At 71.1% G+C, this 22,532-nt stretch carries 20 protein-coding genes; 14 read left to right on the plus strand and 6 right to left on the minus strand.

The window, feature by feature from the left end; all coding sequences use genetic code 11:
* Window positions 1–86 precede the first annotated feature (86 nt).
* The 7 genes from MED15_RS15640 to MED15_RS15670 all read left to right on the plus strand — a co-directional run bounded on the left by MED15_RS15640 (window position 87) and on the right by MED15_RS15670 (window position 7,935).
* The gene (locus tag MED15_RS15640; protein WP_112735988.1) at window positions 87–1,271 is read left to right on the plus strand and encodes a polyamine ABC transporter substrate-binding protein; all 1,185 of its coding nucleotides are present in this window, start codon (window positions 87–89) and stop codon (window positions 1,269–1,271) included.
* A gap of 5 nt (window positions 1,272–1,276) precedes the next feature.
* On the plus strand, window positions 1,277–2,428 hold the full coding sequence (locus MED15_RS15645) for an ABC transporter ATP-binding protein (protein WP_112698499.1): 1,152 nt from the start codon (window positions 1,277–1,279) through the stop codon (window positions 2,426–2,428).
* On the plus strand, window positions 2,425–3,333 hold the full coding sequence (locus MED15_RS15650; protein WP_112582421.1) for an ABC transporter permease: 909 nt from the start codon (window positions 2,425–2,427) through the stop codon (window positions 3,331–3,333). Before MED15_RS15645 ends, MED15_RS15650 begins: the two co-directional genes overlap by 4 nt.
* A 55-nt stretch (window positions 3,334–3,388) precedes the next feature.
* Complete coding sequence (locus MED15_RS15655; protein WP_167457656.1) at window positions 3,389–4,225, plus strand: ABC transporter permease; 837 nt, start codon at window positions 3,389–3,391, stop codon at window positions 4,223–4,225.
* A 37-nt stretch (window positions 4,226–4,262) separates the two neighbouring features.
* Complete coding sequence (locus MED15_RS15660) at window positions 4,263–5,729, plus strand: NAD(P)/FAD-dependent oxidoreductase (protein ID WP_112735999.1); 1,467 nt, start codon at window positions 4,263–4,265, stop codon at window positions 5,727–5,729.
* On the plus strand, window positions 5,729–6,910 hold the full coding sequence (locus MED15_RS15665; RefSeq protein ID WP_112601881.1) for a saccharopine dehydrogenase family protein: 1,182 nt from the start codon (window positions 5,729–5,731) through the stop codon (window positions 6,908–6,910). Before MED15_RS15660 ends, MED15_RS15665 begins: the two co-directional genes overlap by 1 nt.
* A gap of 269 nt (window positions 6,911–7,179) precedes the next feature.
* Complete coding sequence (locus tag MED15_RS15670) at window positions 7,180–7,935, plus strand: G5 domain-containing protein (protein ID WP_244220489.1); 756 nt, start codon at window positions 7,180–7,182, stop codon at window positions 7,933–7,935.
* Between the two features lie 163 nt (window positions 7,936–8,098).
* Here MED15_RS15670 and MED15_RS15675 read toward each other — a convergent pair whose 3' ends face one another.
* Genes MED15_RS15675 through MED15_RS15685 form a run of 3 tightly spaced genes read right to left on the minus strand, consistent with a single transcriptional unit; the run spans window position 8,099 to window position 11,274 of the window.
* Window positions 8,099–8,443, minus strand: a complete 345-nt coding sequence (locus tag MED15_RS15675; RefSeq protein WP_373861031.1) for a DUF779 domain-containing protein — start codon at window positions 8,441–8,443, stop codon at window positions 8,099–8,101.
* Entirely contained in the window at window positions 8,443–9,948 is a 1,506-nt protein-coding gene (adh, locus tag MED15_RS15680) for an aldehyde dehydrogenase (protein WP_112736003.1), read from the minus strand. Before adh ends, MED15_RS15675 begins: the two co-directional genes overlap by 1 nt.
* Before the next feature lie 48 nt (window positions 9,949–9,996).
* Window positions 9,997–11,274 carry a GAF domain-containing protein gene (locus MED15_RS15685; protein WP_091394078.1) on the minus strand — a complete coding sequence of 426 codons (1,278 nt, stop codon included), beginning with the start codon at window positions 11,272–11,274 and terminating at the stop codon, window positions 9,997–9,999.
* Between the two features lie 239 nt (window positions 11,275–11,513).
* Between MED15_RS15685 and MED15_RS15690 the strand changes: the two genes are divergently transcribed.
* From MED15_RS15690 to MED15_RS15715, 6 genes are all read left to right on the plus strand, one after another.
* A complete protein-coding gene (locus MED15_RS15690; RefSeq protein ID WP_091394074.1) occupies window positions 11,514–12,179 on the plus strand; it encodes a response regulator transcription factor in 666 nt (221 codons plus the stop codon).
* On the plus strand, window positions 12,176–13,240 hold the full coding sequence (locus tag MED15_RS15695; RefSeq protein WP_244220468.1) for a sensor histidine kinase: 1,065 nt from the start codon (window positions 12,176–12,178) through the stop codon (window positions 13,238–13,240). Before MED15_RS15690 ends, MED15_RS15695 begins: the two co-directional genes overlap by 4 nt.
* Window positions 13,241–13,313: 73 nt before the next feature.
* Window positions 13,314–14,324, plus strand: a complete 1,011-nt coding sequence (locus tag MED15_RS15700; protein WP_112582414.1) for a threonine ammonia-lyase — start codon at window positions 13,314–13,316, stop codon at window positions 14,322–14,324.
* Complete coding sequence (locus MED15_RS15705) at window positions 14,321–15,451, plus strand: D-alanine--D-alanine ligase family protein (protein WP_112698505.1); 1,131 nt, start codon at window positions 14,321–14,323, stop codon at window positions 15,449–15,451. The genes MED15_RS15700 and MED15_RS15705 overlap by 4 nt, the downstream gene beginning before the upstream one ends.
* A complete protein-coding gene (locus MED15_RS15710; protein WP_112736004.1) occupies window positions 15,448–16,125 on the plus strand; it encodes a M15 family metallopeptidase in 678 nt (225 codons plus the stop codon). The genes MED15_RS15705 and MED15_RS15710 overlap by 4 nt, the downstream gene beginning before the upstream one ends.
* Window positions 16,126–16,182: 57 nt before the next feature.
* Window positions 16,183–16,857, plus strand: a complete 675-nt coding sequence (locus tag MED15_RS15715; protein WP_112622053.1) for an RlpA-like double-psi beta-barrel domain-containing protein — start codon at window positions 16,183–16,185, stop codon at window positions 16,855–16,857.
* A gap of 48 nt (window positions 16,858–16,905) precedes the next feature.
* Here the strand turns inward: MED15_RS15715 and gabT are convergent, their stop codons facing one another.
* On the minus strand, window positions 16,906–18,177 hold the full coding sequence (gene gabT / locus MED15_RS15720; RefSeq protein WP_112736005.1) for a 4-aminobutyrate--2-oxoglutarate transaminase: 1,272 nt from the start codon (window positions 18,175–18,177) through the stop codon (window positions 16,906–16,908).
* 3 nt (window positions 18,178–18,180) lie between these two features.
* On the minus strand, window positions 18,181–19,617 hold the full coding sequence (locus tag MED15_RS15725; RefSeq protein WP_112601875.1) for a gamma-aminobutyraldehyde dehydrogenase: 1,437 nt from the start codon (window positions 19,615–19,617) through the stop codon (window positions 18,181–18,183).
* A 142-nt stretch (window positions 19,618–19,759) separates the two neighbouring features.
* Between MED15_RS15725 and MED15_RS15730 the strand changes: the two genes are divergently transcribed.
* Window positions 19,760–21,199, plus strand: coding sequence for an aldehyde dehydrogenase family protein (locus MED15_RS15730; RefSeq protein WP_112601874.1), 1,440 nt, complete (start codon window positions 19,760–19,762; stop codon window positions 21,197–21,199).
* Window positions 21,200–21,217: 18 nt separating this feature from the next.
* Here MED15_RS15730 and MED15_RS15735 read toward each other — a convergent pair whose 3' ends face one another.
* Window positions 21,218–22,459 (minus strand): SUKH-3 domain-containing protein, encoded by a 1,242-nt coding sequence (locus tag MED15_RS15735; protein WP_112700218.1) that lies wholly within the window; start codon window positions 22,457–22,459, stop codon window positions 21,218–21,220.
* Window positions 22,460–22,532: the final 73 nt, after the last annotated feature.

Raw genomic sequence — 22,532 nt, forward strand, 5'->3', positions numbered from 1 at the left:
GTCGTCCATGGCACTTGACCCTCCCGACATTCCCGCCGGCGTGCCTCCCCGTCCCGCCCGCCGACGATGACCCCCTAGGAGTCGTCATGCGTACTCCCCTCCGGCCCCTCTCCCGGCGTGGACTGCTCACCGGCACTCTCGGTTCGGCCGCCCTGCTCACCATGGGTGGCAGCCTCGCGGGCTGCGGCACCAAGGGCGCGCAGCAGACCGAAGCCGGCTGCGTCAGCGAGGACCTCTCCGGCACCGAGAAGAAACTTGCCTTCGCCAACTGGCCGCAGTACATGGACGTCGACGACACTGACGAGTCCAAGCGGCCGAGCCTCGACGAGTTCATCACGAAGACCGGCATTCAGGTGACCTACACCGAGGACATCAACGACAACAACGAATTCTTCGGCAAGGTGCAGAACCAGCTCGCCGCCTGCCAGAGCACCGACCGGGACATCATCGTGCTGACCGACTGGATGGCGGCCCGGATGATCCGGCTCGGCTGGATCCAGAAGCTGGACCCGGCGAAGATCCCGAACGTGCAGGCCAACCTGCTTCCGTCTTTGCTCAACCGCCCCTTCGACGCCGAGAACCGGATCTCCATTCCGTGGCAGTCCGGCCTCGCTGGCCTTGCCTACAACGGCAACGTCACCAAGGAACTGCGGACGGTCGACGAACTGCTCACCCGCCCCGACCTCAAGGGCAAGGTGACAGCGCTCAGCGAGATGCGCGACACCATGGGCCTGCTGCTCGGGTCGAACGGGCACGACCCGGCGAACTTCACCGCCGCCCAGTTCGACGACGCCCTGAACAAGCTCAAGAAGGCCGTCGACTTCGGGCAGATCCGCAAGTTCACCGGTAACGACTACGCGCCCGACCTGGCCAAGGGCGACATCGCCGCGTGCATCGGCTGGTCCGGCGACGTCATCCAACTGTCCGGTGAGGACGAGAAGGTGCGGTTCGTCGCGCCGGACTCGGGCGTGATGCTCTACAGCGACAACATGATGGTCCCCAACAAGGCCACCCACAAAGGCAACGCCGAAGCGCTGATCAACTACTACTACGAGCCGGCGGTCGCGGCGAAGTTGGCCGCGTACGTCAACTACATCTGCCCGGTCAAGGGCGCTCAGGCCGAGATGGAGAAGATCGACCCCGAGTTGGCCGCCAACCCGCTGATCTTCCCCGACGACGCGCTGCTGTCGAAGTCCAAGGTGTTCATGGCCCTGGACGAGAAGCAGGAGAAGGAGTACGAGGGCAAGTTCCAACAGGTCATCGGGGCGTGACGAGGATGGCGCGTGAGACACCCGCCGGCGACCTGCGCCTGGCCGACCTCACCAAACGGTTCGGCGTCTTCACAGCGGTCGACGACCTGAGCCTGACCGTCGAGCAGGGCTCGTTCTTCGCGCTGCTCGGCGCGTCCGGCTGCGGCAAGACCACCACGTTGCGGATGATCGCCGGCCTGGAGGAGCCGACCAGCGGCCAGGTGCTGCTCGGTGACCGGGACATCGCCCGGCTGCGGCCGTACAAGCGGCCGGTCAACACCGTCTTCCAGAGCTACGCGCTCTTCCCGCACCTCAACATCTTCGAGAACGTCGCCTTCGGGCTGCGCCGACGCGGCATCCGCTCGGTCGACGACGAGGTCACCAGGATGCTGTCGCTGGTGCAACTCGACGGGTACGGCAACCGCCGCCCCGCCCAGCTCTCCGGCGGTCAGCAGCAGCGGGTCGCGCTGGCCCGCGCCCTGATCAACCGGCCGCAGGTGCTGCTGCTCGACGAACCGCTGGGCGCACTCGACCTCAAGCTGCGCCGACAGATGCAGATCGAGCTGAAGCGCATCCAGACCGAGGTCGGCATCACCTTCGTGCACGTCACCCACGACCAGGAGGAGGCCATGACCATGGCCGACACCGTCGCGGTGATGAACGCCGGCCGGATCGAGCAGTTGGGTGCCCCGGCCGACATCTACGAGTTTCCCGCCACCGCCTTCGTGGCGAACTTCCTCGGCCAGTCCAACCTGCTCGCCGGCGAGGCCACCGGCGCCAGTGGCGGCGACGTCGCGGTGACGGCGCACGGCACGCGCTTCTCGGTGCCCGCCGGCCGGTCACGGGCCGACCACGGCCCGGTCCACCTGGGGGTACGCCCCGAGAAGCTGATTCTGGTCGGCTCCGCCGACCAGGTGCCCGCTGGGCATCAGCACGTCACCGGAGTGGTCACCGACGCCTCCTACGTGGGAGTCAGCACGCAGTACCTGCTGCGCACCGGCTGGGGCACCGAGTTGTCGGTCTTCGCCGCCAACAGCGGGACGTCGACGCCCGTCGCGGTCGGCGGCGAAGCCGTGGCGTACTGGGATCCGCGGCACGCGTTCCTGCTGCCCCGCGACGCCGCCGACAGCGACCGGACGTCGCCGGTGCTGGACGAGCCGGTGGGTGCGTCGTCGTGACCCTGCTGGCCCCCACCAGGGCGGGGCACCCGCCACCCGCGCCACCGGCAGCCCGGTCCGGGCGGCGCCGACTCCTGCCGTACCTCCTGCTGTTGCCCGGTGCGGCCTGGCTGCTCATCTTCTTCGGTGTGCCGCTGGTGCAGTTGGCGGCGGCCAGCCTGTACGACCCCAGTGGCTCGCTCTCCACCGGGTACGCGATGACCTGGGCGGTCAGCAACTACCCGGACGTGCTGCAGGCGTACTGGCCGCAGTTCCTGCGCTCGTTCGGCTACGCCGGGCTGGCCCTGGTGCTGGCGTTGCTGCTGGGCTACCCACTGGCGTACGCCATCGCGCAGAAGGCCGGCCGCTGGAAGAACCTGCTGCTGGTGTGCGTCGTCGCGCCGATGTTCACCAGCTTCCTGGTCCGCACGCTGGCCTGGAAGACGATCCTGTCGGACAACGGCGCGCTCGTCGGTCTGCTGCGCGACGTGCACCTGCTCGCCCCGGACGGTCGGCTGCTGGCCACCCCGTTCGCTGTGGTGCTCGGCCTGACGTACAACTTCCTGCCGTTCCTGGTGCTCCCGCTGTACGCGAGCCTGGAGCGGCTGGACCCGCGGTTGCTGGAGGCGGCCACTGACCTGTACGCGAGCCCGGTGCAGGCGTTCCGTCGGGTGACGCTGCCGCTGTCCATGCCCGGTCTGGTCGCCGGCACGCTGCTGTTCTTCATCCCGGCCAGCGGCGACTACATCAACGCCGAACTGCTCGGCACCCCGAACGAATACATGATCGGCAACGTCATCGACTCGGCGTTCCTGGTCCGACTGGACTACCCGCAGGGCGCCGCGCTGTCGTTCCTGCTGATGGCGGCGATCCTCGCGGTGGTCTTCGGCTACCTCCGTCGAGCCGGCACGGAGGAGGTCCTGTGAGCGCGAGGAGTGCAGCGCAGCGGAGCCCCGCAGTCGCGAACGAAAGGCGGCTCTGATGAGGGTTTCCCGTTGGCTCGCGGACCGCTGGGTGATGATCGTGGCGTTGCTGGTGCTCGGCTACCTGGCGCTGCCGATCCTGGTGGTGGCCGCGCTGTCGTTCAACAGGCCGTCGAGCCGACTGTCGTACGACTTCAACGAGTTCACACTGGACAACTGGCGGCAGCCGTGTGCCACCTCGGACATGTGTGACGCGGTGGTCCGCAGCGTGCAGATCGGCTTCATCGCCACGGTGGTCGCCACAGTGCTCGGCACCCTGATGGCGTTCGCGCTGGTCCGGCACCGCTTCCGTGGCCGATCCGGGATCAACGTGCTGATCTTCCTGCCGATGGCCACGCCGGAGCTGGTGATGGGCACATCGTTGCTGGCCCTGTTCGTGTCGGCGGGCGTACCGCAGGGTTTCTGGACCATCGTGATCGCGCACGTGATGTTCTGCGTGTCGTTCGTGGTGGTGACCGTGAAGGCGCGGCTCGCCGGGATGGACCGACGGCTGGAGGAAGCCGCCATGGACCTCTACGCCAACGAGTGGCAGACCTTCCGGCGGATCACCCTGCCGCTGGTGCTGCCCGGCATCGTGGCCGCCGCGTTGCTGGCCTTCTCGCTGAGCTTCGACGATTTCATCATCACGAACTTCAACGCCGGCACCACAGTCACGTTCCCGATGTACGTCTGGGGCGCTGCCCAGCGCGGCATCCCACCGCAGGTCAACGTGATCGGCACCGCGATGTTCGCGGTCGCGTTGCTGCTCGTGGGGCTCAGCTCGCTGCGCGGTCGGCGGGCCCGCCGCGCCAACCTGCTGGCCGGGCCGTCACATCAACTGCGTCGGTCGTCATGACCTTCCCGGATGCGGGTCTTCCGACCGGTGTGCGGTCATGACGCTCCCGCATACCGGCCGGGCGTTGGCCGACGCGGCACCCGTGCCGTACTGGCTCGATCGCCCGGACCGCCCCGACCCGCTACCGCCACTGAGCGGTCGCCACTCCGCCGACCTGCTGGTGATCGGCGGCGGTTACAGCGGACTGTGGGCCGCGCTGTTGGCGAAGCAGGCGGACCCGGGCCGGGACGTGCTGCTCGTCGACGCCGGGACCTGCGGTTGGGCCGCGTCCGGGCGCAACGGCGGGTTCTGCGCCGCCTCGCTGACCCACGGCCTCGCCAACGGCGTCGACCGGTTCCCCAACGAGGTCGGCGAGTTGGAACACCTCGGCCGGGACAACCTGGACGCCATCGCCGCCACCGTCGCGAAGTTCGACATCGACTGCGACTTCGAGCGCACCGGTGAGCTGGCCGTCGCCGTCGAGCCGTACCAACTCGACGGGCTGGCCGCCGACGCGGACCTGGCCAGCCGGTACGGCCACCGGGTGCGGTTGCTCGACCGGGACGAGGTGCGCGCCGAGGTGCACTCACCGACGTACCTGGGTGGGATGTTCGACGCCGACCGGGTGGCCATGGTGGACCCGGCGAAGCTGGCCTGGGGTCTGCGCCGCGCCTGCCTCGACCTCGGCGTACGCGTGCACGAACACACCCGCGTCACCGGCCTGCGCGCCGACAGTGCCGCGGTGCACGCCAGCACGCTGGGCACCGATCCCACCGCCCAGCCGACCGATTCTGGCCGGGCCGACACCCGGGCCGCCGGCCTGCCCGGCTCGATACGGGCGCGTCGGGTGGTGCTGGCCACCAACGCGTTCCCGCCGCTGCTGCGTCGGCTGCGGGCGTACCTGGTGCCGGTCTACGACCACGTGCTGATGACCGAGCCGCTCACCCCGGCCCAGCGTGACGCCATCGGTTGGCGCAACCGGCAGGGGCTCGCCGACACCGCCAACCAGTTCCACTACTACCGGATCACCGCCGACGGGCGGATCCTCTTCGGCGGCTACGACGCCGTCTACCACTACGGCAATCGGGTCGCGCCCGAGTTGGAGCAACGCCCGGCCACCTTCACCACCCTCGCCCGCCACTTCTTCACCACGTTCCCGCAGCTCGCCGACGTGCGGTTCAGCCACCGCTGGGGCGGGGTCATCGACACCTGCACCCGGTTCTGCCCGTTCTTCGGCACCGCCTACGGCGGTCGGCTGGCGTACGCGGCCGGCTACACCGGCCTCGGCGTCGGGGCCACCCGCTTCGGGGCCCGGGTGCTGCTCGACCTGCTCGACGGCGGGAACACCCCGCTGACCCGGCTCGACCTGGTTCGCCGTAAGCCACTGCCGTTCCCGCCGGAACCCGTCCGCGCGGTCGGCATCAATCTCACCCGCTGGTCACTGGCCCGCGCCGACGCGCGTGAGGGTCGGCGCGACCTCTGGCTCCGTACTCTCGATCGTTTCGGTTTGGGGTTTGATTCCTGATGCGTGTCCTCCTCGTCGGCGCCGGTGGCGTCGGCTCCGCCGCCGTAGCCATCGCCGCCCGACGGACCTTCTTCGAGACCATTGTGGTCGCCGACCATGACCCCGTTCGGGCCGAGCGAGCGGTCGCCGGGCATGGTGACCGGTTCGTCGCCGCCCAGGTGGACGCCGCCTCGGCCGATGCGGTCACCGCGCTGTGCCGGGAGCACCGGATCACGCACGTGCTCAACGCCGTCGACCCGCGGTTCGTCATGCCGATCTTCGAGGGCGCGTTCGCGGCCGGCGCGGACTACCTGGACATGGCGATGTCGCTGTCGCACGTCGAGACCGGCGTGAGGCTCGGCGACGAACAGTTCGCGCTGGCGGACACCTGGTCGGCGGCCGGTCGGTTGGCGCTGTGCGGCATCGGGGTCGAGCCCGGCCTCTCCGACGTGTTCGCCCGTTACGCCGCCGACGAACTGTTCAGTGAGATCGACGAGATCGGTGTCCGGGACGGGGCGAACCTCACCGTCGACGGGTACGACTTCGCGCCCTCGTTCTCCATCTGGACCACCATCGAGGAGTGCCTCAACCCGCCGGTCATCTGGGAGAGGGACCGGGGCTGGTTCACCACCGAACCGTTCTCGGAGCCGGAGGTCTTCCACTTTCCGGAGGGGATCGGGCCGGTCGAGTGCGTCAACGTCGAGCACGAGGAGGTGCTGCTCATCCCGCGCTGGGTCAAGGCCCGGCGGGTCACCTTCAAGTACGGCCTCGGCGACGAGTTCATCGAGGTGCTCAAGACGCTGCACAAGCTCGGTCTGGACGCGGTCTCCCCGGTGCGGGTACGTGGCGTCGAGGTCTCCCCGCGTGACGTGGTGGCCGCGAGCCTGCCCGACCCGGCCACGCTCGGTGCCCGGATGCGCGGCAAGACCTGCGCCGGCACCTGGGTACGCGGCCTCGGCCCGGACGGGCAAGCCCGCGAGGTCTACCTGTACCACGTGGTCGACAACGAGTGGTCGATGCGGGAGTACGGGCACCAGGCGGTGGTCTGGCAGACCGCCGTCAACCCGGTCGTCGCGTTGGAGTTGCTCGCCAGCGGTGCGTGGGCCGGTGTCGGGGTGCTCGGGCCCGAGGCGCTGCCCCCGATGCCCTTCCTCGACCTGCTGAACGGTTACGGGTCACCATGGGCGATGGAGGAGCGGTGAGCCTGCCCCGCTGACGGCATCGCGACAGTTTGCTGTCGCCGTTGGCCTCCGATCCCTTGTCGATTCGGTGCGTGGTGATCTGCGGCTTTTGTTGGTGCTGACACCCGCACGATCGGCCCTGCCCTGCCGACCTGGAGGTGTGCCGCACCTGCCGACTCGGCGCCCGCGAGCGCGCCCACCGATCTTTTCCGCGAAGCGAAAGGCGCAGGTGACGAACGCGACGGGGGATATTGCAGGCTGTGTTTGCGACGACACTCATCGCCGTGACGATGCAACCACCACAGAACCCGGGGCCGCCGTACCCGCCGTCGTTCGGCCAGACGCCCCGACCGAACTGGTTCCGCCGGGCCACTCCCGCCGGCCGGGTCGCCGTGATCCTCGGCTCGGTGACGCTGTCGCTTCTACTGCTTTGCTGCACCGGCACCGCCATCGTCGGCGCGTTGACCGGCGAACCGGAACCGACCAAGACCGGCACTGCCGCCGAGCAGCCGCAGCAGCCGATCCTGGCCGCACCCGGCGAGCCGACCGAAGAGGCCCCGGCCCAGGAGGAGTCGCCGATCGCCGGGCCCTCGTCGGCGCCCGCCACTGCGCCCTCGTCGGCGGCAGCCGTGCCGGTGGTGCAGGTGACGACAGTGACGGAGCAGGCCACCATCCGGTACGGCGAGCGGACCGTCAAGGACTCGTCACTGGCCGAGGGCAAGCGGGTCGTCCGGACCAAGGGTGTGAACGGCGTCCGGACCCTGACCTACGAGGTGACCACCACCGACGGCGTGCGGACGAACAAGAAGCTGGTCAAATCCGCCGTGACGAAGCAGCCGGTGACCCAGGTCGTGGCCGTCGGCACCAAGAAGCCGCAGTCGTCGAAGTGCGACCCGAACTACAGCGGCTGCGTCCCGATCGCCAGCGACGTCGACTGCGCGGGTGGCAGTGGCAACGGACCCGCCTACGTCAGCGGGCCGATCAGGGTGATCGGCGACGACATCTACGACCTGGACCGAGACGGCGACGGCATCGCCTGCGACTAACCCCCCGGTCATGGTCAACGGTCCCGCCCGGTCCCGCCCGGTCCCGCCACGGTCACGCCGTCCGACGGGAAACGCTGAAGAGCGGTATACCTCTGAGGAATAAATATGACTCAGAGGTATACCGCTCTTCTGGGCAGATGCCGCCGGACCTGGGGCGCCGGGCTCAGGGGGCTAGGTGGGAGCGAATGAGGAAGCGGACGCCTTCAGGGGCCTCCAGAGAGAAGCCGCTGCCTCTGCCGGGGACCACGTCGACGGTCAACGTGGTGTGTTTCCACAACTCCCACTGGGACTTCGACATCCAGAACTCGACCGGCTCGGTCACCCCGTCGACCGCGAGGGAGGCGAGCAGCACGTCGGACGAGCCGGTGCGGAACTCGCCCGCCGGGAAGCACATCGGGGCGCTGCCGTCGCAACAGCCGCCGGACTGGTGGAACATCAGCGGACCGTGCCGCCCCCGCAGCGACCGGATCAACTCGGCCGCGGCGGGGGTGACGGAGACGACCGGCATCAGAAGAAGCCGAGCTTCTTGGTCGAGTAGCTGACCAGGAGATTCTTGGTCTGCTGGTAGTGCTCCAGCATCATCTTGTGGTTCTCCCGACCGATGCCGGACTGCTTGTACCCGCCGAAAGCGGCGTGCGCCGGGTACGCGTGGTAGCAGTTGGTCCACACCCGCCCGGCCTGGATGGCCCGCCCGGCCCGGTACGCGGTGTTCATGTCCCGACTCCACACGCCCGCGCCCAGCCCGTACAGGGTGTCGTTGGCGATCTTCACGGCGTCGTCGAGGTCGGCGAAGGAGGTTACCGAGACGACCGGCCCGAAGATCTCCTCCTGGAAGATCCGCATCGAGTTGTCGCCCTCGAAGATGGTCGGCTCGACGTAGTACCCGCCCGACAGGTCGCCGCCCAGATCCGCGCGTGACCCTCCGGTGAGCACCTTGGCGCCCTCTTTCCGGCCGATGTCGAGATAGGACAGGATCTTCTCCAACTGGTCGTTGGAGGCCTGCGCCCCGATCATCGTGTCGGTGTCCAGGGGATGCCCCTGCACGATCTGCTCGGTGCGGGCGACCCCCGCGGCCAGGAAGTCGCTGTAGTGGCCCTGCTGGATCAGCGCCCGGGACGGGCAGGTGCAGACCTCGCCCTGGTTGAGCGCGAACATGGTGAAGCCTTCCAGGGCCTTGTCCAGGAAGTCGTCGGATGCGGCGCTGACGTCGTCGAAGAAAATGTTCGGGCTCTTGCCGCCCAGCTCCAGCGTGACGGGTTTGATGTTCTCACTGGCGTACTGCATGATCAGCCGCCCGGTGGTCGTCTCGCCGGTGAAGGCCACCTTCGCGACCCGGGCCGAGGACGCCAGCGGTTTGCCGGCCTCCACGCCGAAACCGTTGACGATGTTCAGCACTCCCGGCGGCAGCAGGTTCGCCACCAGCGACAGCCAGTAGTGGATGGACGCCGGTGTCTGCTCGGCGGGTTTGAGCACCACGGCGTTGCCGGCGGCCAGCGCGGGCGCGAGCTTCCAGGTCGCCATCAGGATCGGGAAGTTCCACGGGATGATCTGCCCGACCACGCCGAGCGGCTCGTGGAAGTGGTACGCCACTGTGTCGTCGTCGAGTTCGCCCAGGGAGCCCTCCTGGGCCCGGATCGCCCCGGCGAAGTAGCGGAAATGGTCGATGGCGAGCGGGATGTCGGCGGCCAGTGTCTCCCGGACCGGCTTGCCGTTCTCCCAGCTCTCGGCAATGGCCAGGGATTCCAGGTTCTCCTGCATCCGGTCGGCGATCCGGTTGAGGATCAGCGCCCGTTCGGCCACCGAGGTGCGGCCCCAGGCGTCGGCGGCGCCATGGGCGGCGTCGAGGGCCTTCTCCACGTCGGGTGCGGTGCCGCGGGCGACCTCGGTGAAGGTCTGCCCGGTGACCGGTGTCGGGTTCTCGAAGTAGGCGCCGCCCTGCGGCTTGACGTACTCGCCGCCGATGTAGTGGTCGTAACGGGACTGCCAGTGGGTGGGCGCGTCGTAGCGCGTCATGGTTACCTCCGCCGTCGTTGTGCGGGTGTGCCGACGGCGACGGTAGTTTCAGCGACGTTGCAGCCACGTTGCGCGCGGTAGGTCGTACTCACCGGCGAGCTGGTCGATGCGCGCGAGGGCGAGGGGCCGACGCGGCGCGCCCACCGGCAGCGCCCGTGCCAGGGCCTGCCAGGCGGCCAGGTCGTCGGCACCGGCCGGCGTCGCGGTCCAGGCCGCGAGCAGCGCCGGGTCCGCGGCGGCCAGCACGGCCGCGCGGAGGTGGCCGTCGATCAGCCGGCGCAGTCGCGCCACTCCCGGCGCGTCCGAGCCGGGCAGCAACGACCCGGGGTACGCGTCGAGCGCGCCCGCCGGATCGCCCTGGTCCAGCCGGTCGGCGACTGTGGTGAAGTCGGCGCGGACGGTCCCGCGTAGCCGGTACGGGCGGGAATCGAGCAGCTCTGGGCCGAGCACCCGGCGCAACCGGGACAGCTCGGCGCGCAGGGTGACCGGGTGCAGTCGGTCGTCGCCGTACAGGTCGAGGCCGAGCTGAACGCCGGTGCGCCCCTCGGGGTGCTGGAGCAGCAGCACCAGCAGTTCGCTGTGCCGTCGACCCAGCCGGATCCGTCGGCCCTCGAACCGCAGCTCCGCCTCGTCCCGGCCGAGCGCGGTCACTGTGGCGACGCCCGGTTCCGGCGGTCGGTCGGCGGCGAGCTGCGACTCGGCGGCCCGGGCGGTGGCCCGGACCAGCGCCAGGCTCTGCGGAGTCGCCAGATGGTCCCCGCCGGTGATGTCGATCGCGCCGAGCAGCCGCCCGGTGGCCGGGTCGTGGATCGGCGCGGCGGCGCAGGTCCACCGCTGGACCGGGCGGCTGAAGTGCTCGGTGGCGAAGATCTGCACGCTGTGGTCCACTGCCAGCGCGGTGCCGGGAGCGTTGGTGCCGGCGTGCGTCTCGTCCCAACGGGCGCCGGGCATGAAGTTCATCCGCTCGGCGTGCCGCAGCACGCCCGGATGCCCCTCGACCCAGAGCAGCCGCCCGTGCGCGTCGCAGACCGCCATCAGGTGCGCGCCGTCCTGCGCGATGCCGCCGAGCAGGTCCCGGAACAGCGGCAGGACCCGGGCCAACGGGTGAACCGCCCGGTACGCGGCCAGAACGTCGTCGGCCAGGTCGACCGGCGGGGTGGCCTCCGGGTCGAGCCGTGCCGAACGCTCCCAGGAGCGGCGGACCACCTCCCGCACCCGGTGCGGCGCCGCACCGGCGGTCAGGAAGGCCTCGTGGGCGGCACCGACCTGCGCGATCCGCTCCGCCGGATCGACGCCGAACTCCAGGGCGAGCCACGGGTCAGCCATCGGGCGACCTCCTCGGCCCCCATCGTGACGCAGCTCACCCCCGCACGCCAACCGCCGGGCCCTTCGGGGACGAACGACCCAGATGACGCGACACGGGCACCAAGTCGACCGGGACTGGCTTGCGGTGGTTTGCCCGCTGGACACCCGCGTGGAGGATGGCTGCGGCGGGTGCTTACAGAACCCTTAACCCGGGCCTGCGACGGTATGCGGGGCAAGCCGAACTGGGGGAGCGGAAAAACGTGCGGGTGCTGGTGGCGGACGACGAGCGGTTGTTGGCGGACACGGTGGCCGAAGGGCTGCGCCGCCTCTCGATGGCTGTCGACGTCTGCTACGACGGCGACGGTGCGCTGGAACGGGTCGGGGTGAACCGGTACGACGTCGCGGTGCTGGACCGGGACATGCCCGGACACACCGGCGACGAGGTGTGCCGCAGCATCGCCGACTCACAGGTCGGCACCCGGGTGCTGCTGCTCACGGCGGCGGCCGGCATCCGGGACCGGGTGGAGGGCCTCGGCCTCGGCGCGGACGACTACCTGACCAAGCCGTTCGCCTTCGCCGAGCTGGTGGCCCGGGTGCAGGCCCTCGGGCGACGGTCCACGCCGGCGCTGCCACCGGTGCTCGCCCAGGACGGCCTGGCGCTGGACGTGGGCCGACACCTGGCCACCCGGGACGGCCGCCCCCTCGCGTTGAGTCCCAAGGAGTTCGCGGTGCTGCACGTGCTGCTGCGCGCGGACGGCCAGGTGGTCAGCGCAGAGGAGTTGCTGGAGCAGGCCTGGGACGAGTTCGCCGATCCGTTCACCAACGCCGTACGGGTCACCGTGATGACCCTGCGCAAGAAGCTCGGCGATCCCGCGATCATCCACACCGTTCCGAAGGCCGGCTACCGCATCGGCGGCACGGCGTGAGCTGGACGCCCCGACGTCGGGTGCTGCTGGTGGGGCTGTTGGCGCTGCTGGCCGGCCCGATACTGCCGGCGATGGGCAAGTGGCTGTCGGCGGTGACCTGGACCTGGGGGCAGCAGTTCTGTGACGTGCCCATGCCCGGGTTGTCGACGGTGTGCCGCAACGTACGGCCGGGGGCGTTCATGCTGCCCCTGGTGGCCGTCCTGCTCGTGACAGTGGCCGTCCTGGTGGGGCTCTGGTTCGCCGCGGTGTGGTGCCTGCGCCCGGTCGCTGACCTGGCCGGGCCGATCGGGCACCTCGGCCCGCAGAACCTCGGTCACCGGATCCGGCCCCGGGGCAGCGACGAGTTGGCCCGGCTGTCCCGGGCGATCGACGAGATGATGGAACGCGTCTCCGCCGGGTACGAGGGGCAGCGGCGGTTCGCCGCCAACGCCTCGCACGAGCTGCGGACGCCCCTCGCCGTGCAGCGGACGCTCATCGAGGTCGGCATGGCCAGGACGCTCAGCGGCGAGCAGTTGGAGCTGCTGACCAGTCAGCTGCTGGAAACCAACGAGCGCAACGAACGACTGATCGAGGGCCTGCTCGCGCTCAGCGAGAGTGACCAGGGCCTCCGGTCGCGGATACCGCAGCGGCTGGACACGATCGTCGAGGCGGTGCTGGCCGGATACCTGGACCGGGCCCGGGAGGCCGGGGTGACAGTGGAGACCCATCTCGTACCCCGGGTAGTCGTCGGCGAGCGGGTGCTGCTGGAACGCCTGGTCACCAACCTGGTGGAGAACGGGATCAAGTACAACCGGCCGGGCGGCTCGCTGACCGTCGTGGTGAGCGGCGTGCCCGCGCTGTCCGTGGTGAACACCGGCCAGCCCGTGCCGGCCGAGGCGGTGGCCGGTCTGTTCGAGCCGTTCCGCCGGCTCGCCCGGGACCGGACCTCGCAGGGCGGCGGGGCCGGCCTGGGTCTGGCCATCGCCCGCTCGATCACCCAGGCCCACGACGGCATCATCGCGGCCCGGCCCGCCGAGTACGGCGGCCTACGGGTCGACGTCCAGCTACCGACCTTGAACTGACACTTCCACCCACCTTCACCGGGGTCCACGTACCGCTGGACCCCGCCTGTGGTGTGCCCGAAAAGGAGAGACGATGACACGCACCGTTGGCCAGGTCCGGGCCGATGTCGAGGAGGCCAGCCGCTGGCTTGCCGGCCGCGTGGTCCGTACCCCCGTGCTGCGCTCCCCGGTGATCGACGAGCTCGCCGGGGCACGGGTCCTGCTCAAGGCGGAGAACCTCCAGAACGGCGGCTCGTACAAGATGCGGGGCGCGCTGCGCGCGGTCGGCCGCCTCGCGATGGCCGGCCATACCGGAGTGATCGCGCAGAGCACCGGCAACCACGCGGTGGCGGTGGCGTTGGCGGCCCGGCAGCACGGGCTCGCGGCGACAGTGGTGCTGCCGGTCGACGCGGCATCGACGAAGGTCGACCGGGCGCGCGCGGCGGGAGCGCGGGTGGTGTTCGCCGGCACCGGCGTCGAGGAGCGGGTGGCGGTGGCCAACGGGCTCAGCGACGAGAGCGGTCACCCCGTCGTCGACGCGTACGACCACCCGGACGTGATCGCCGGGCAGGGCACCGCGAGCCTGGAGCTGATCGAGGACGCCGAGCGCGCGGGGACGCCGTTGGACGCGTTGGTCGTACCGGTGGGTGGTGGTGGCGGGGTGGCCGGCGCGTGCCTGGCCGCCGCCGGCTCCGACATCGAGGTGTACGGCGTGGAGCCGGTGGGCTGCGACTCGCTCGCCCGCAGCCTGGCAGCAGGTGTACGCGTGCCGGTCACGCCGGCGCCCACCATCGCGGACGGGCTGCGGCCGTCCTGCGTGGGGGAGCTGCCGTTCGCCATCGTGCGGAACACGCTGCGCGGCGTCGTCCGGGTCGACGACGACGAGATCGCGGCGGCGTTCCGGCTGATCCTGACCGAGCTCAAGGTGCTCGCCGAGCCCTCCGGGGCGGCGGGCCTGGCCGGCGCCCTCCGGCTTCCGCCGGACAGGGACCGGCAGCGGACGGTCGGCGTGGTGCTGACCGGCGGAAACGTGGAGGAGTCGCTGGTGGCCCGGTTGATGGCCCCGCGATCCGCCGACCTGGCTGAGGAAGGGGCGGCGGCGTGAGCGCGCCAGTCCGGATCGGAATCCTGTTCGGTGGACCGTCGGCGGAGCACGAGGTCTCCTGTGCCTCCGCGCTCGGGGTGGCCCGGGCGCTCGCCGGTGGCGGCTACCGCACTGTCGCCATCGGCGTCACCCGCAGCGGCGGGTTCCGGCTGATGCCCGACGCGCTGCTGGCCGAGCTGCGCGACCGACCGGCCGGCGAGCGGGCCATCGACGACCAGTTGGTGGTGACCGGGCCTGCCGTCGAGTTGCGGGCCGGTCCGCGTCCGGGTGTCGTGCAGGTGTCCGCCGGTAACGCCCCCGGCGCTGTGCACGCCGAGCTGGACGTGATCTTCCCGGTGCTGCACGGCCCGTACGGCGAGGACGGTGTGGTGCAGGGGCTGCTGGAGTCACTGAACGTGCCGTACGTCGGGTGCGGCATCCTCGCCTCGGCGGTCGGCATGAACAAGGTGGCGATGAAGCGGGCGCTGCGCGCCGAGGGCATCCCCGTCACCCCGTACGTGTCGTTCGACGCGCACACCTACCGGGCGGTCGACGACCCGGAGAAGTTGGTGACCGGGCTCAGCCGGCCACTCTTCGTCAAGCCGGCCAGCATGGGCTCGTCGATCGGCATCTCCCGCGTCGGCGAGGGTGACGACCTGGCCGCCGCCGTGGAGGAGGCGCTTCGCCACGACCAACTCGTCATGGTCGAACAGGGGGTCGCCGGCCGGGAGCTGGAGTGTGCGGTGCTCGGTGGCTGGCGTCCCGAGGCGTCGGCGGTGGGCGAGGTGCAGGTCAGCGGCGGCTGGTTCGACTACCAGCAGAAGTACTTCGGCGACGCCGACCCGATGATCGTCCCCGCCGCGCTGCCGGACGAGGTGACCGCGCGGGTCCGCGAGCTGTCGCTGCGCGCGTTCGCCGCGATCGGCGGTTGGGGTCTGGCCCGGGTCGACTTCTTCTACGACGAGACAGCCGGTGAGCTGTACGTCAACGAGCTGAACACGATGCCCGGCTTCACCGCGCACTCGATGTACCCGAAGGTGTGGGCCGCCGTCGGGGTCAGCTACCGGGAGGTGGTGGACCGACTCGTCGAGCTGGCCCGGCTCCGGCACGCGGAACGGCCCGCGAGCACGGCGGGGAGCATCCGATGATCCTGCTCTCCGACCCCCGGGTGGCGGCGGTGCCCAGCGCCGACGACGGCGAGGAGTTCGTGGACCTGCGTGAACTGTCGGAGCTGCGGCTCGACGACCGGGCCGTCGACCCGGCCGGGGCGTACGCCCGGTTGCGCGCCGGTGTCGTGGACCGCCTGCTGGCCGCGCAGCGTGCCCTGCCCGGTGGGCTGCGGCTGCTGGTGGTCGAGGGCTACCGGCCGTACCAGGCGCAACTGGCCATCTTCACCGGCTACCGCGACGAGTTGCGCCGACGGCACCCGGACTGGTCGCCGCAGCGGCTGCACCGGGAGACCACGAAGTTCGTCTCACCGGTCGAGGTGGCCCCGCACAGCACCGGCGGCGCGGTGGACCTGACGCTCTGCACCGACGACGGTGTGGAGCTGGACCTGGGCACGGCCATCGACGCCACCCCGGAGGACAGCGCGGACGCCTGCTTCACCGACGCGCCGGCGATCGGCGGCACCGCCCGTCGGCACCGGCAGATCATGGTGGACGCCCTCGGCGGCGCGGGGATGGTGAACTACCCGACCGAGTGGTGGCACTGGTCGTACGGCGACCGTTACTGGGCGCTGATCACCGGGGCCCCGCGCACCCGCTACGGGCCGGTGGACCTGGCCGCCGCACGATCGATACCCGTGCCGGCTGAACGGTAGGACGCTCCGGTCCGTACCGGTGGGTGAAGGACACCACCGAGGACGGGAGTGACGGCGATGAGGGTGCAGCGCAGGCACGTGCTGGCAGCGAGCGTGGCGGTGCTCGCCGCGGTGGGCGTGTCGGTGGGGACCAGCTTCGGGTTCGCCGACACGGCCCCGGCACGGTCGTCGGTCTGCTCCGGCTCGGTCACCTTCTCCGCGGAGGGCGGGGCGCCGGCGGCGACCAGCGACCGGTTCCCGGTGGGTACCCGGCTGCGGGTGACGAACCTGGACAACAACCGGGCGGCCACTGTGACGGTGACCGGCCCGTCGGGCAGTTGCGTGCTGCTCAACGCGGCGGCCATGGAGCTGGTCCGCGAGCCGGGGAAGAACGTGATCCGCCGCAACGTGGTGGAACGCGTCGACGGCGCGGCCCCGCCCGCCGGCGCTCCGGCCCCCGGCACCGTCCGCCCCGGCGCCGCTTCTCCCGGCGCGCCCGGCCCGGCGCCCCGGTCGGCGTGCTCCGGGGCGATCACCTTCTTCGAGGAGGCGGCCGGACCGGCGGCGACCAGTGGGCAGTTCCCGGTCGGGACCCGGCTGCGGGTGACCAACCTGGACAACAACCGGGCGACCACTGTGACGGTGACCGGCCCGTCGGGCAGTTGCGTGCTGCTCAACTCCGCCGCGATGGAGCAGATCCGCGAGCCGGGCAAGAACCTGGTGCGCCGCAACACTGTCGAGGTGCTTCGCTGACATCGGCGGAGGGGCCCGTGCACCGGGCCCCTCCGCCGCTCAGTCTGCTCAGCCGAAGGCGGCGTCGAGGAGGTCGGCACCCCGACCGAGGTGCCCGTCGGAGATCACCAGCGGGGGCAGGAAGCGCAGCACGTTTCCGTACGTGCCGCAGGTCAGGGTGAGCAGGCCGGCGGCGTGACAGGCCGCCGAGATCGCCGCGGTGGCGACCGGGTCGGGGGTGAGGGTGCCCGGCAGCACCAGCTCCACGGCGAGCATCGCCCCCCGGCCGCGTACCTCGGCGACCCGGGGATCCCGCTCGGCGACGGCCCGTAGCCGGGGGACCAGCACCGACTCGATCCGTCGGGCCGCAGCGGCCAGGTCCAGCTCGTGCATGGTCTCGATGGTGGCCAGCGCGGCGGCGCAGGCGATCGGGTTGCCGCCGTAGGTGCCGCCGAGCCCACCGACGTGCACCGCGTCCATCAACTCGGCCCGACCGGTCACCGCAGCCAACGGCAGGCCACCGGCGATGCCCTTGGCCACAGTCACCAGGTCGGGTTCGACGCCCTCGTGCTGACAGGCGAACCAGTCACCGGTACGGCAGAAACCGGTCTGGATCTCGTCGGCGACGAAGACCACCCCGGCCGCCGTCGCCCAGGCCCGCAGCGCGGGCAGGAAACCCGGCGCGGGTACGACGAAGCCACCCTCGCCCTGAATCGGCTCGATGAGCAGCGCGGCGACGTTCTCCGCGCCGACCTGCTTCTCGATCATCTCGACGGCCCGGGCCGCCGCCTCCGCGCCGGAGAGCCCGCCATCGCGCAGCGGGTACGACATCGGCACCCGGTAGATCTCCCCGGCGAACGGCCCGAACCGGTGCTTGTACGGCATGTTCTTCGCGGTCAACGCCATGGTCAGGTTGGTCCGGCCGTGGTACGCGTGGTCGAACACCACTACCGCCGGCCGCCCGGTGGCGTGCCGGGCGACCTTGACGGCGTTCTCCACCGCCTCCGCGCCGGAGTTGAACAACGCCGAGCGTTTTGCGAACCCGCCGGGCGTCAACGCGTTGAGCTGCTCGCACACCGCCACGTACGACTCGTAGGGCGCGACCATGAAGCAGGTGTGGGTGAACCTCTCCACCTGGGCCCGGACCGCCTCGACCACCTTGGGTGCGGAGTTGCCCACGCTGGTCACGGCGATGCCGGCGGCGAAGTCGATCCACTCCCGGCCGTCCACGTCGGTGATCGTCCCGCCGGACGCGCTGTCCACGTAGGACGGGATCACACTGCCGACACCCCGGGCCACGGCATCGCCGCGCCGCTTGTGCAGCTCCTCGCTCGACGGCACGGCTCAGCTCCCCAGGTTGTGCATGACGTGCTTGATCCGGGTGTAGTCCTCCAGGCTGTAGACCGAGAGGTCCTTGCCGTGCCCGGAGTGCTTGAAGCCACCGTGCGGCATCTCGGAGACGAACGGGATGTGCGTGTTGACCCAGACGCAGCCGAAGTCCAGTCGACGGGTCATCCGCATGGCCCGGCCGTGGTCCCGCGTCCAGACCGACGCGGACAGGCCGTAGTCGACGCCGTTGGCCCAGCGCACCGCCTCGTCCTCGTCGGAGAAGCGCTGCACGGTGATGACCGGCCCGAACACCTCGTCCTGGATGATCTCGTCGGCCTGACGCAGCCCGGAGACCACTGTCGGCGCGTAGAAGTAGCCGCGTTCGCCCTGCCGGGACCCGCCGGTCTGGATCGCCGCGTGATCCGGCAGGCGGTCCACGAAACCGCTGACCCGGGTGAGCTGGTTGGCGTTGTTCAGGGGCCCGTAGAGCACGTCGGCCTCGTCCGGGGCGCCGGTCTTCGTGTTGCGGGCCTGCTCGGCGAGCGCCGCCACGAAATCGTCGTGGACGCCGGGGCCGGCCAGCACCCGGGTGGCCGCCGTGCAGTCCTGCCCGGCGTTGAAGTAGCCGCCCAGCGCGATGGCCTCGGCGGCCGCCGCCACGTCCGCGTCGTCGAAGATCACCACCGGGGCCTTGCCGCCCAGCTCCAGGTGGGTGCGCTTCAGGTCGGGGGCCGCCGCGGCGGCTACCTCCATGCCCGCGCGGGTCGAGCCGGTGATCGACACCAGCTGCGGGGTCGGGTGCGACACGAGGGTACGACCGGTGTCCCGGTCGCCGCAGACCACGTTGAACACCCCCGGTGGGAAGAACTCGGCGGCGATCTCGGCGAGCAGCAGCGTCGACACCGGTGTGGTGTCCGACGGCTTGAGCACCACAGTGTTGCCGGCGGCGAGCGCGGGGGCGATCTTCCAGACCGCCATCATCAGCGGGTAGTTCCAGGGGGTGACCTGCGCGCAGACACCGATCGGCTCACGTCGCACGTAGGAGGTGTGCCCGGCCAGGTACTCCCCGGCGGACCGCCCCTCCAACATCCGGGCGGCACCGGCGAAGAACCGGAACTGGTCCACCGCCGGGGGAAGCTCCTCCTCGGCGGTGAGCTGGCGGGGCTTGCCGGTGTTGCGGACCTCGGCGTCGACCAGCTCGGCGGCGCGCGCCTCCACGGCGTCGGCGAGCTTGAGCAGTGCCCGCTGCCGCTCGGCGGGGGTGACCTCCCGCCAGCTCTCGAACGCGGTGGCGGCGGCGCTCATCGCCGCGTCCACGTCGGCGGCGCCGGAGACCGGGGCCTGGGCGAACACCTCACCCGTGCAGGGGTCGACCAGGTCGGCGTAACCGCCATCGGACGGGTCGACGTAGGAGCCGTTGACGAAGTTGCGCAGCTGCTGCTGGTCACTCATGAGGGATCACTCCGAGGGGGCCGGGGGCGCGGTTCTGCGGCGGTTATCGCAATCTCTCTGCCATCTTGGCTACCGAATTCGCGGCAGACAAGGGTTATCGCGACTGTTTCCGTCGACTGATCGCTCGGCTACGCTGCTCGGCGTGGAGCCCGCAGCCTTCTTCGTCGCCTCCCGCCCCGCCACCGGCGAGGGTGAGTTGACAGTCCACCACCCGTACGACGGTCGCCCGGTAGGGCGTACCACAGTCGCCACGCCCGCCCAGGTCGACGCCGCCGTCGCCGCGGCGGCCGGGGTGGCCGCGCAGGCCGCGGCCCTGCCCGCGCACGCCCGCGCGGCGGCCCTCGACCACGTGTCCCGGCGGCTCGCAGAGCGCGCGGGCGAGATCGCCGCCCTGATCACCGCGGAGAACGGCAAGCCGCTCAAGTGGGCCCGCGCCGAGGTCGGGCGTGCGGTGTCGACCTTCCGTTGGGCCGCCGAGGAGGCCCGCCGCTTCTCCGGCGAGTTGCAACGACTCGACACCGACCCGGCCGCCGGCGGGCGGATCGCACTGGTCCGCAGGGTGCCGCGCGGGCCGGTGCTGGGCATCACGCCGTTCAACTTTCCGCTCAACCTTGTCGCCCACAAGGTGGCCCCGGCCATCGCCGTCGGCGCGCCCATCATCGTCAAGCCCGCGCCAGCGACGCCGCTGACCGCGCTGCTGCTCGGTGAACTGCTGGCCGAGACCGACCTCCCGGCCGGGATGTTCTCGGTGCTGCCGCTGCCCAACGACCGCGCCGCCGAACTGGTCACCGACCCCCGACTACCGGTGGTGTCGTTCACCGGCTCCGGGCCGGTCGGCGCGGCCATCCGCAGCGCCGCGCCGGAGAAGCACGTGACGCTGGAGTTGGGCGGCAACGCCGCCGTGGTGCTCTGCGCGGACTGGACCACCGACGAGGACCTGGACTTCGCCGCACAGCGCATCGCGACGTTCGCCAACTACCAGGCCGGCCAGTCGTGCATCGCCGTCCAGCGGGTGTACGTGCACCACGCCCTGCACGCCGACTTCCTGCCCCGGCTGGTGGCGGCGGTGCGGGGGCTGCGGACCGGCGACCCCGCGTCCGAGCTGACCGACGTCGGGCCGATGGTGTCCGAGGACGCGGCCCGCCGGGTCGAGACATGGGTGGCCGAGGCCGTCGCCGCCGGCGGCACCGTCGAGGTGGGCGGCCTCCGCGACGGCGCGACCTACCCCCCGACCGTGCTCACCGGCGTGCCGGCGAACGCCAAGGTTGTGGCCGAGGAGGTGTTCGGGCCGGTGCTGGTGGTCGCCCCGGTCGCCGACGACCAGGCCGCGTTCACAGCGGTCAACGACTCGGCGTACGGCTTGCAGGCCGGCGTCTTCACCCGACGCCTGGACGTGGCCTTCGCCGCCGCCCGCGCGCTGGAGGTGGGCGGGGTGATCGTCGGTGACGTGCCGTCGTACCGCGCCGACCAGATGCCCTACGGCGGGGTGAAGGGCAGCGGCGTCGGCAGGGAGGGTCTGCGCAGCGCGATGGACGACTACACCGAGCCCCGGGTCATGGTGCTCACCGGCCTCACGCTCTAGGCCGGCAACACCGCCGGGTCAGTCGGCCTGCCAGGTGCCGTCGTCGCGGACCCGGGCGGGCGCGCGGCCGAGCAGCAGTGTGGTCAACGCGGCGTCGATGGTGTCGCCGAGGAACCACTCGCCGGCCTGGTCGAGCGCGAAGACCCGGCCACGCTCGTCCACCGCCAGGATGCTGTCCTGCTGCTCGGTGCCGATCGGAAAGAGGCGTACGCCGAGCACCGCGCCGAAGTCCGCGAGGGTGTCGGCGGTGTGCGCGATGGTGTGCGGGCGGATGTCGAAACGGGAGATCCACACCTGTTCGCCCCGGCCGCGCCGCGCACCGACCAGGCTGGGGAACGCGGTGAGTGCCTCCACGGCGGCAGGAAAGACCTCGTGTCGATGGTTGCGCCCCGGCACCGACGTGACGTCCCGTACGGCGGCGGCGGCCATGATCTGATCCCCGATGTGTGGCCGCCAACCGGCCGCGACCAGCGCGTTCGCGACCTCGGCCGGGAACCGCCCAGGATCGGGGTCGGGCGCCTCCGGCGCGTTCCAGGTCTCGGTGTAGGCGCGAGCCGACTCCGGCAGGACGTTCGCCCGCACCAGGAAGGCGATGCACGAGTCGCAGGGCCGCTCGGCAGGCCCACCAGCGGGATCGCCCGGCTCACGGATCCGGAAGATCTCGAAGCGGGCGCCCTCCAGCAGCGCCGCTGCCTCGGCCCGCCCCATCGGCGCGATGCCCTCGGCGGCGCGGCGGTGGTCGTACTCGTGCAGGACGTCGGAGACCACGATCAGCTCGGCGTGCGCCTCCCCGCCGCGAACCAGCTCGCCGGGCGGCAACTGGTCGAGATAGTCGCGGACCAGCGGGTGATGGTTGAGTGGCACGTCGGCCTTCGTGCCCTGGGCCGTCCAGATCCGTCCGTCGATGGTCAGGTGCGCGGCGGTGTTCGGGGTGGCACCCCGATGGATTTCCCGGACCAGCAGGCTCGACGGGTCGAGAGTGCGGGGAGCTGTCGGCCCCGCGGGCTGGCTACGCCGGTACAGCTCCGCCACCACAGTGCTCGGCACCCGGGGCCAGGTGGTGACCGTGCCGGTCTGCTTGTCGATGACTGTCGTCGGCAGGTCACCCGGCACCGTGCGCACCTCGGTGGGTACGACGGACGTGATGACCCACCCCAGGTCGAACTCGTCGACCATCGCGGTGCACTCGTGGCCGAGACGCTGCGAGTCACGGCGGGCCCAGGTGGCCGCGAGCTGCTCGGCCTGTTGACGGTCGATCACACATTGAAACTACCGGACTACACGGATCGATGGCGGCCGGTATTGTTTCGCTCTACCGACGGTGACGGGAGGG

This window comes from Micromonospora noduli (genome assembly GCF_003264475.1).
In the GTDB taxonomy this organism is placed as follows: Bacteria; Actinomycetota; Actinomycetes; order Mycobacteriales; family Micromonosporaceae; genus Micromonospora; species Micromonospora noduli.

Bases quoted from the DNA above. Each gene is read 5' to 3' on its own strand.
- MED15_RS15640 (WP_112735988.1), top strand. From the start codon at position 87: ATGCGTACTCCCCTCCGGCCCCTCTCCCGGCGTGGACTGCTCACCGGC.
- MED15_RS15645 (WP_112698499.1), top strand. From the start codon at position 1,277: ATGGCGCGTGAGACACCCGCCGGCGACCTGCGCCTGGCCGACCTCACC.
- MED15_RS15655 (WP_167457656.1), top strand. From the start codon at position 3,389: ATGAGGGTTTCCCGTTGGCTCGCGGACCGCTGGGTGATGATCGTGGCG.
- MED15_RS15660 (WP_112735999.1), top strand. From the start codon at position 4,263: ATGACGCTCCCGCATACCGGCCGGGCGTTGGCCGACGCGGCACCCGTG.
- MED15_RS15665 (WP_112601881.1), top strand. From the start codon at position 5,729: ATGCGTGTCCTCCTCGTCGGCGCCGGTGGCGTCGGCTCCGCCGCCGTA.
- MED15_RS15670 (WP_244220489.1), top strand. From the start codon at position 7,180: ATGCAACCACCACAGAACCCGGGGCCGCCGTACCCGCCGTCGTTCGGC.
- MED15_RS15675 (WP_373861031.1), bottom strand. From the start codon at position 8,443: ATGCCGGTCGTCTCCGTCACCCCCGCCGCGGCCGAGTTGATCCGGTCG.
- adh (WP_112736003.1), bottom strand. From the start codon at position 9,948: ATGACGCGCTACGACGCGCCCACCCACTGGCAGTCCCGTTACGACCAC.
- MED15_RS15685 (WP_091394078.1), bottom strand. From the start codon at position 11,274: ATGGCTGACCCGTGGCTCGCCCTGGAGTTCGGCGTCGATCCGGCGGAG.
- MED15_RS15700 (WP_112582414.1), top strand. From the start codon at position 13,314: ATGACACGCACCGTTGGCCAGGTCCGGGCCGATGTCGAGGAGGCCAGC.
- MED15_RS15710 (WP_112736004.1), top strand. From the start codon at position 15,448: ATGATCCTGCTCTCCGACCCCCGGGTGGCGGCGGTGCCCAGCGCCGAC.
- MED15_RS15715 (WP_112622053.1), top strand. From the start codon at position 16,183: ATGAGGGTGCAGCGCAGGCACGTGCTGGCAGCGAGCGTGGCGGTGCTC.
- MED15_RS15725 (WP_112601875.1), bottom strand. From the start codon at position 19,617: ATGAGTGACCAGCAGCAGCTGCGCAACTTCGTCAACGGCTCCTACGTC.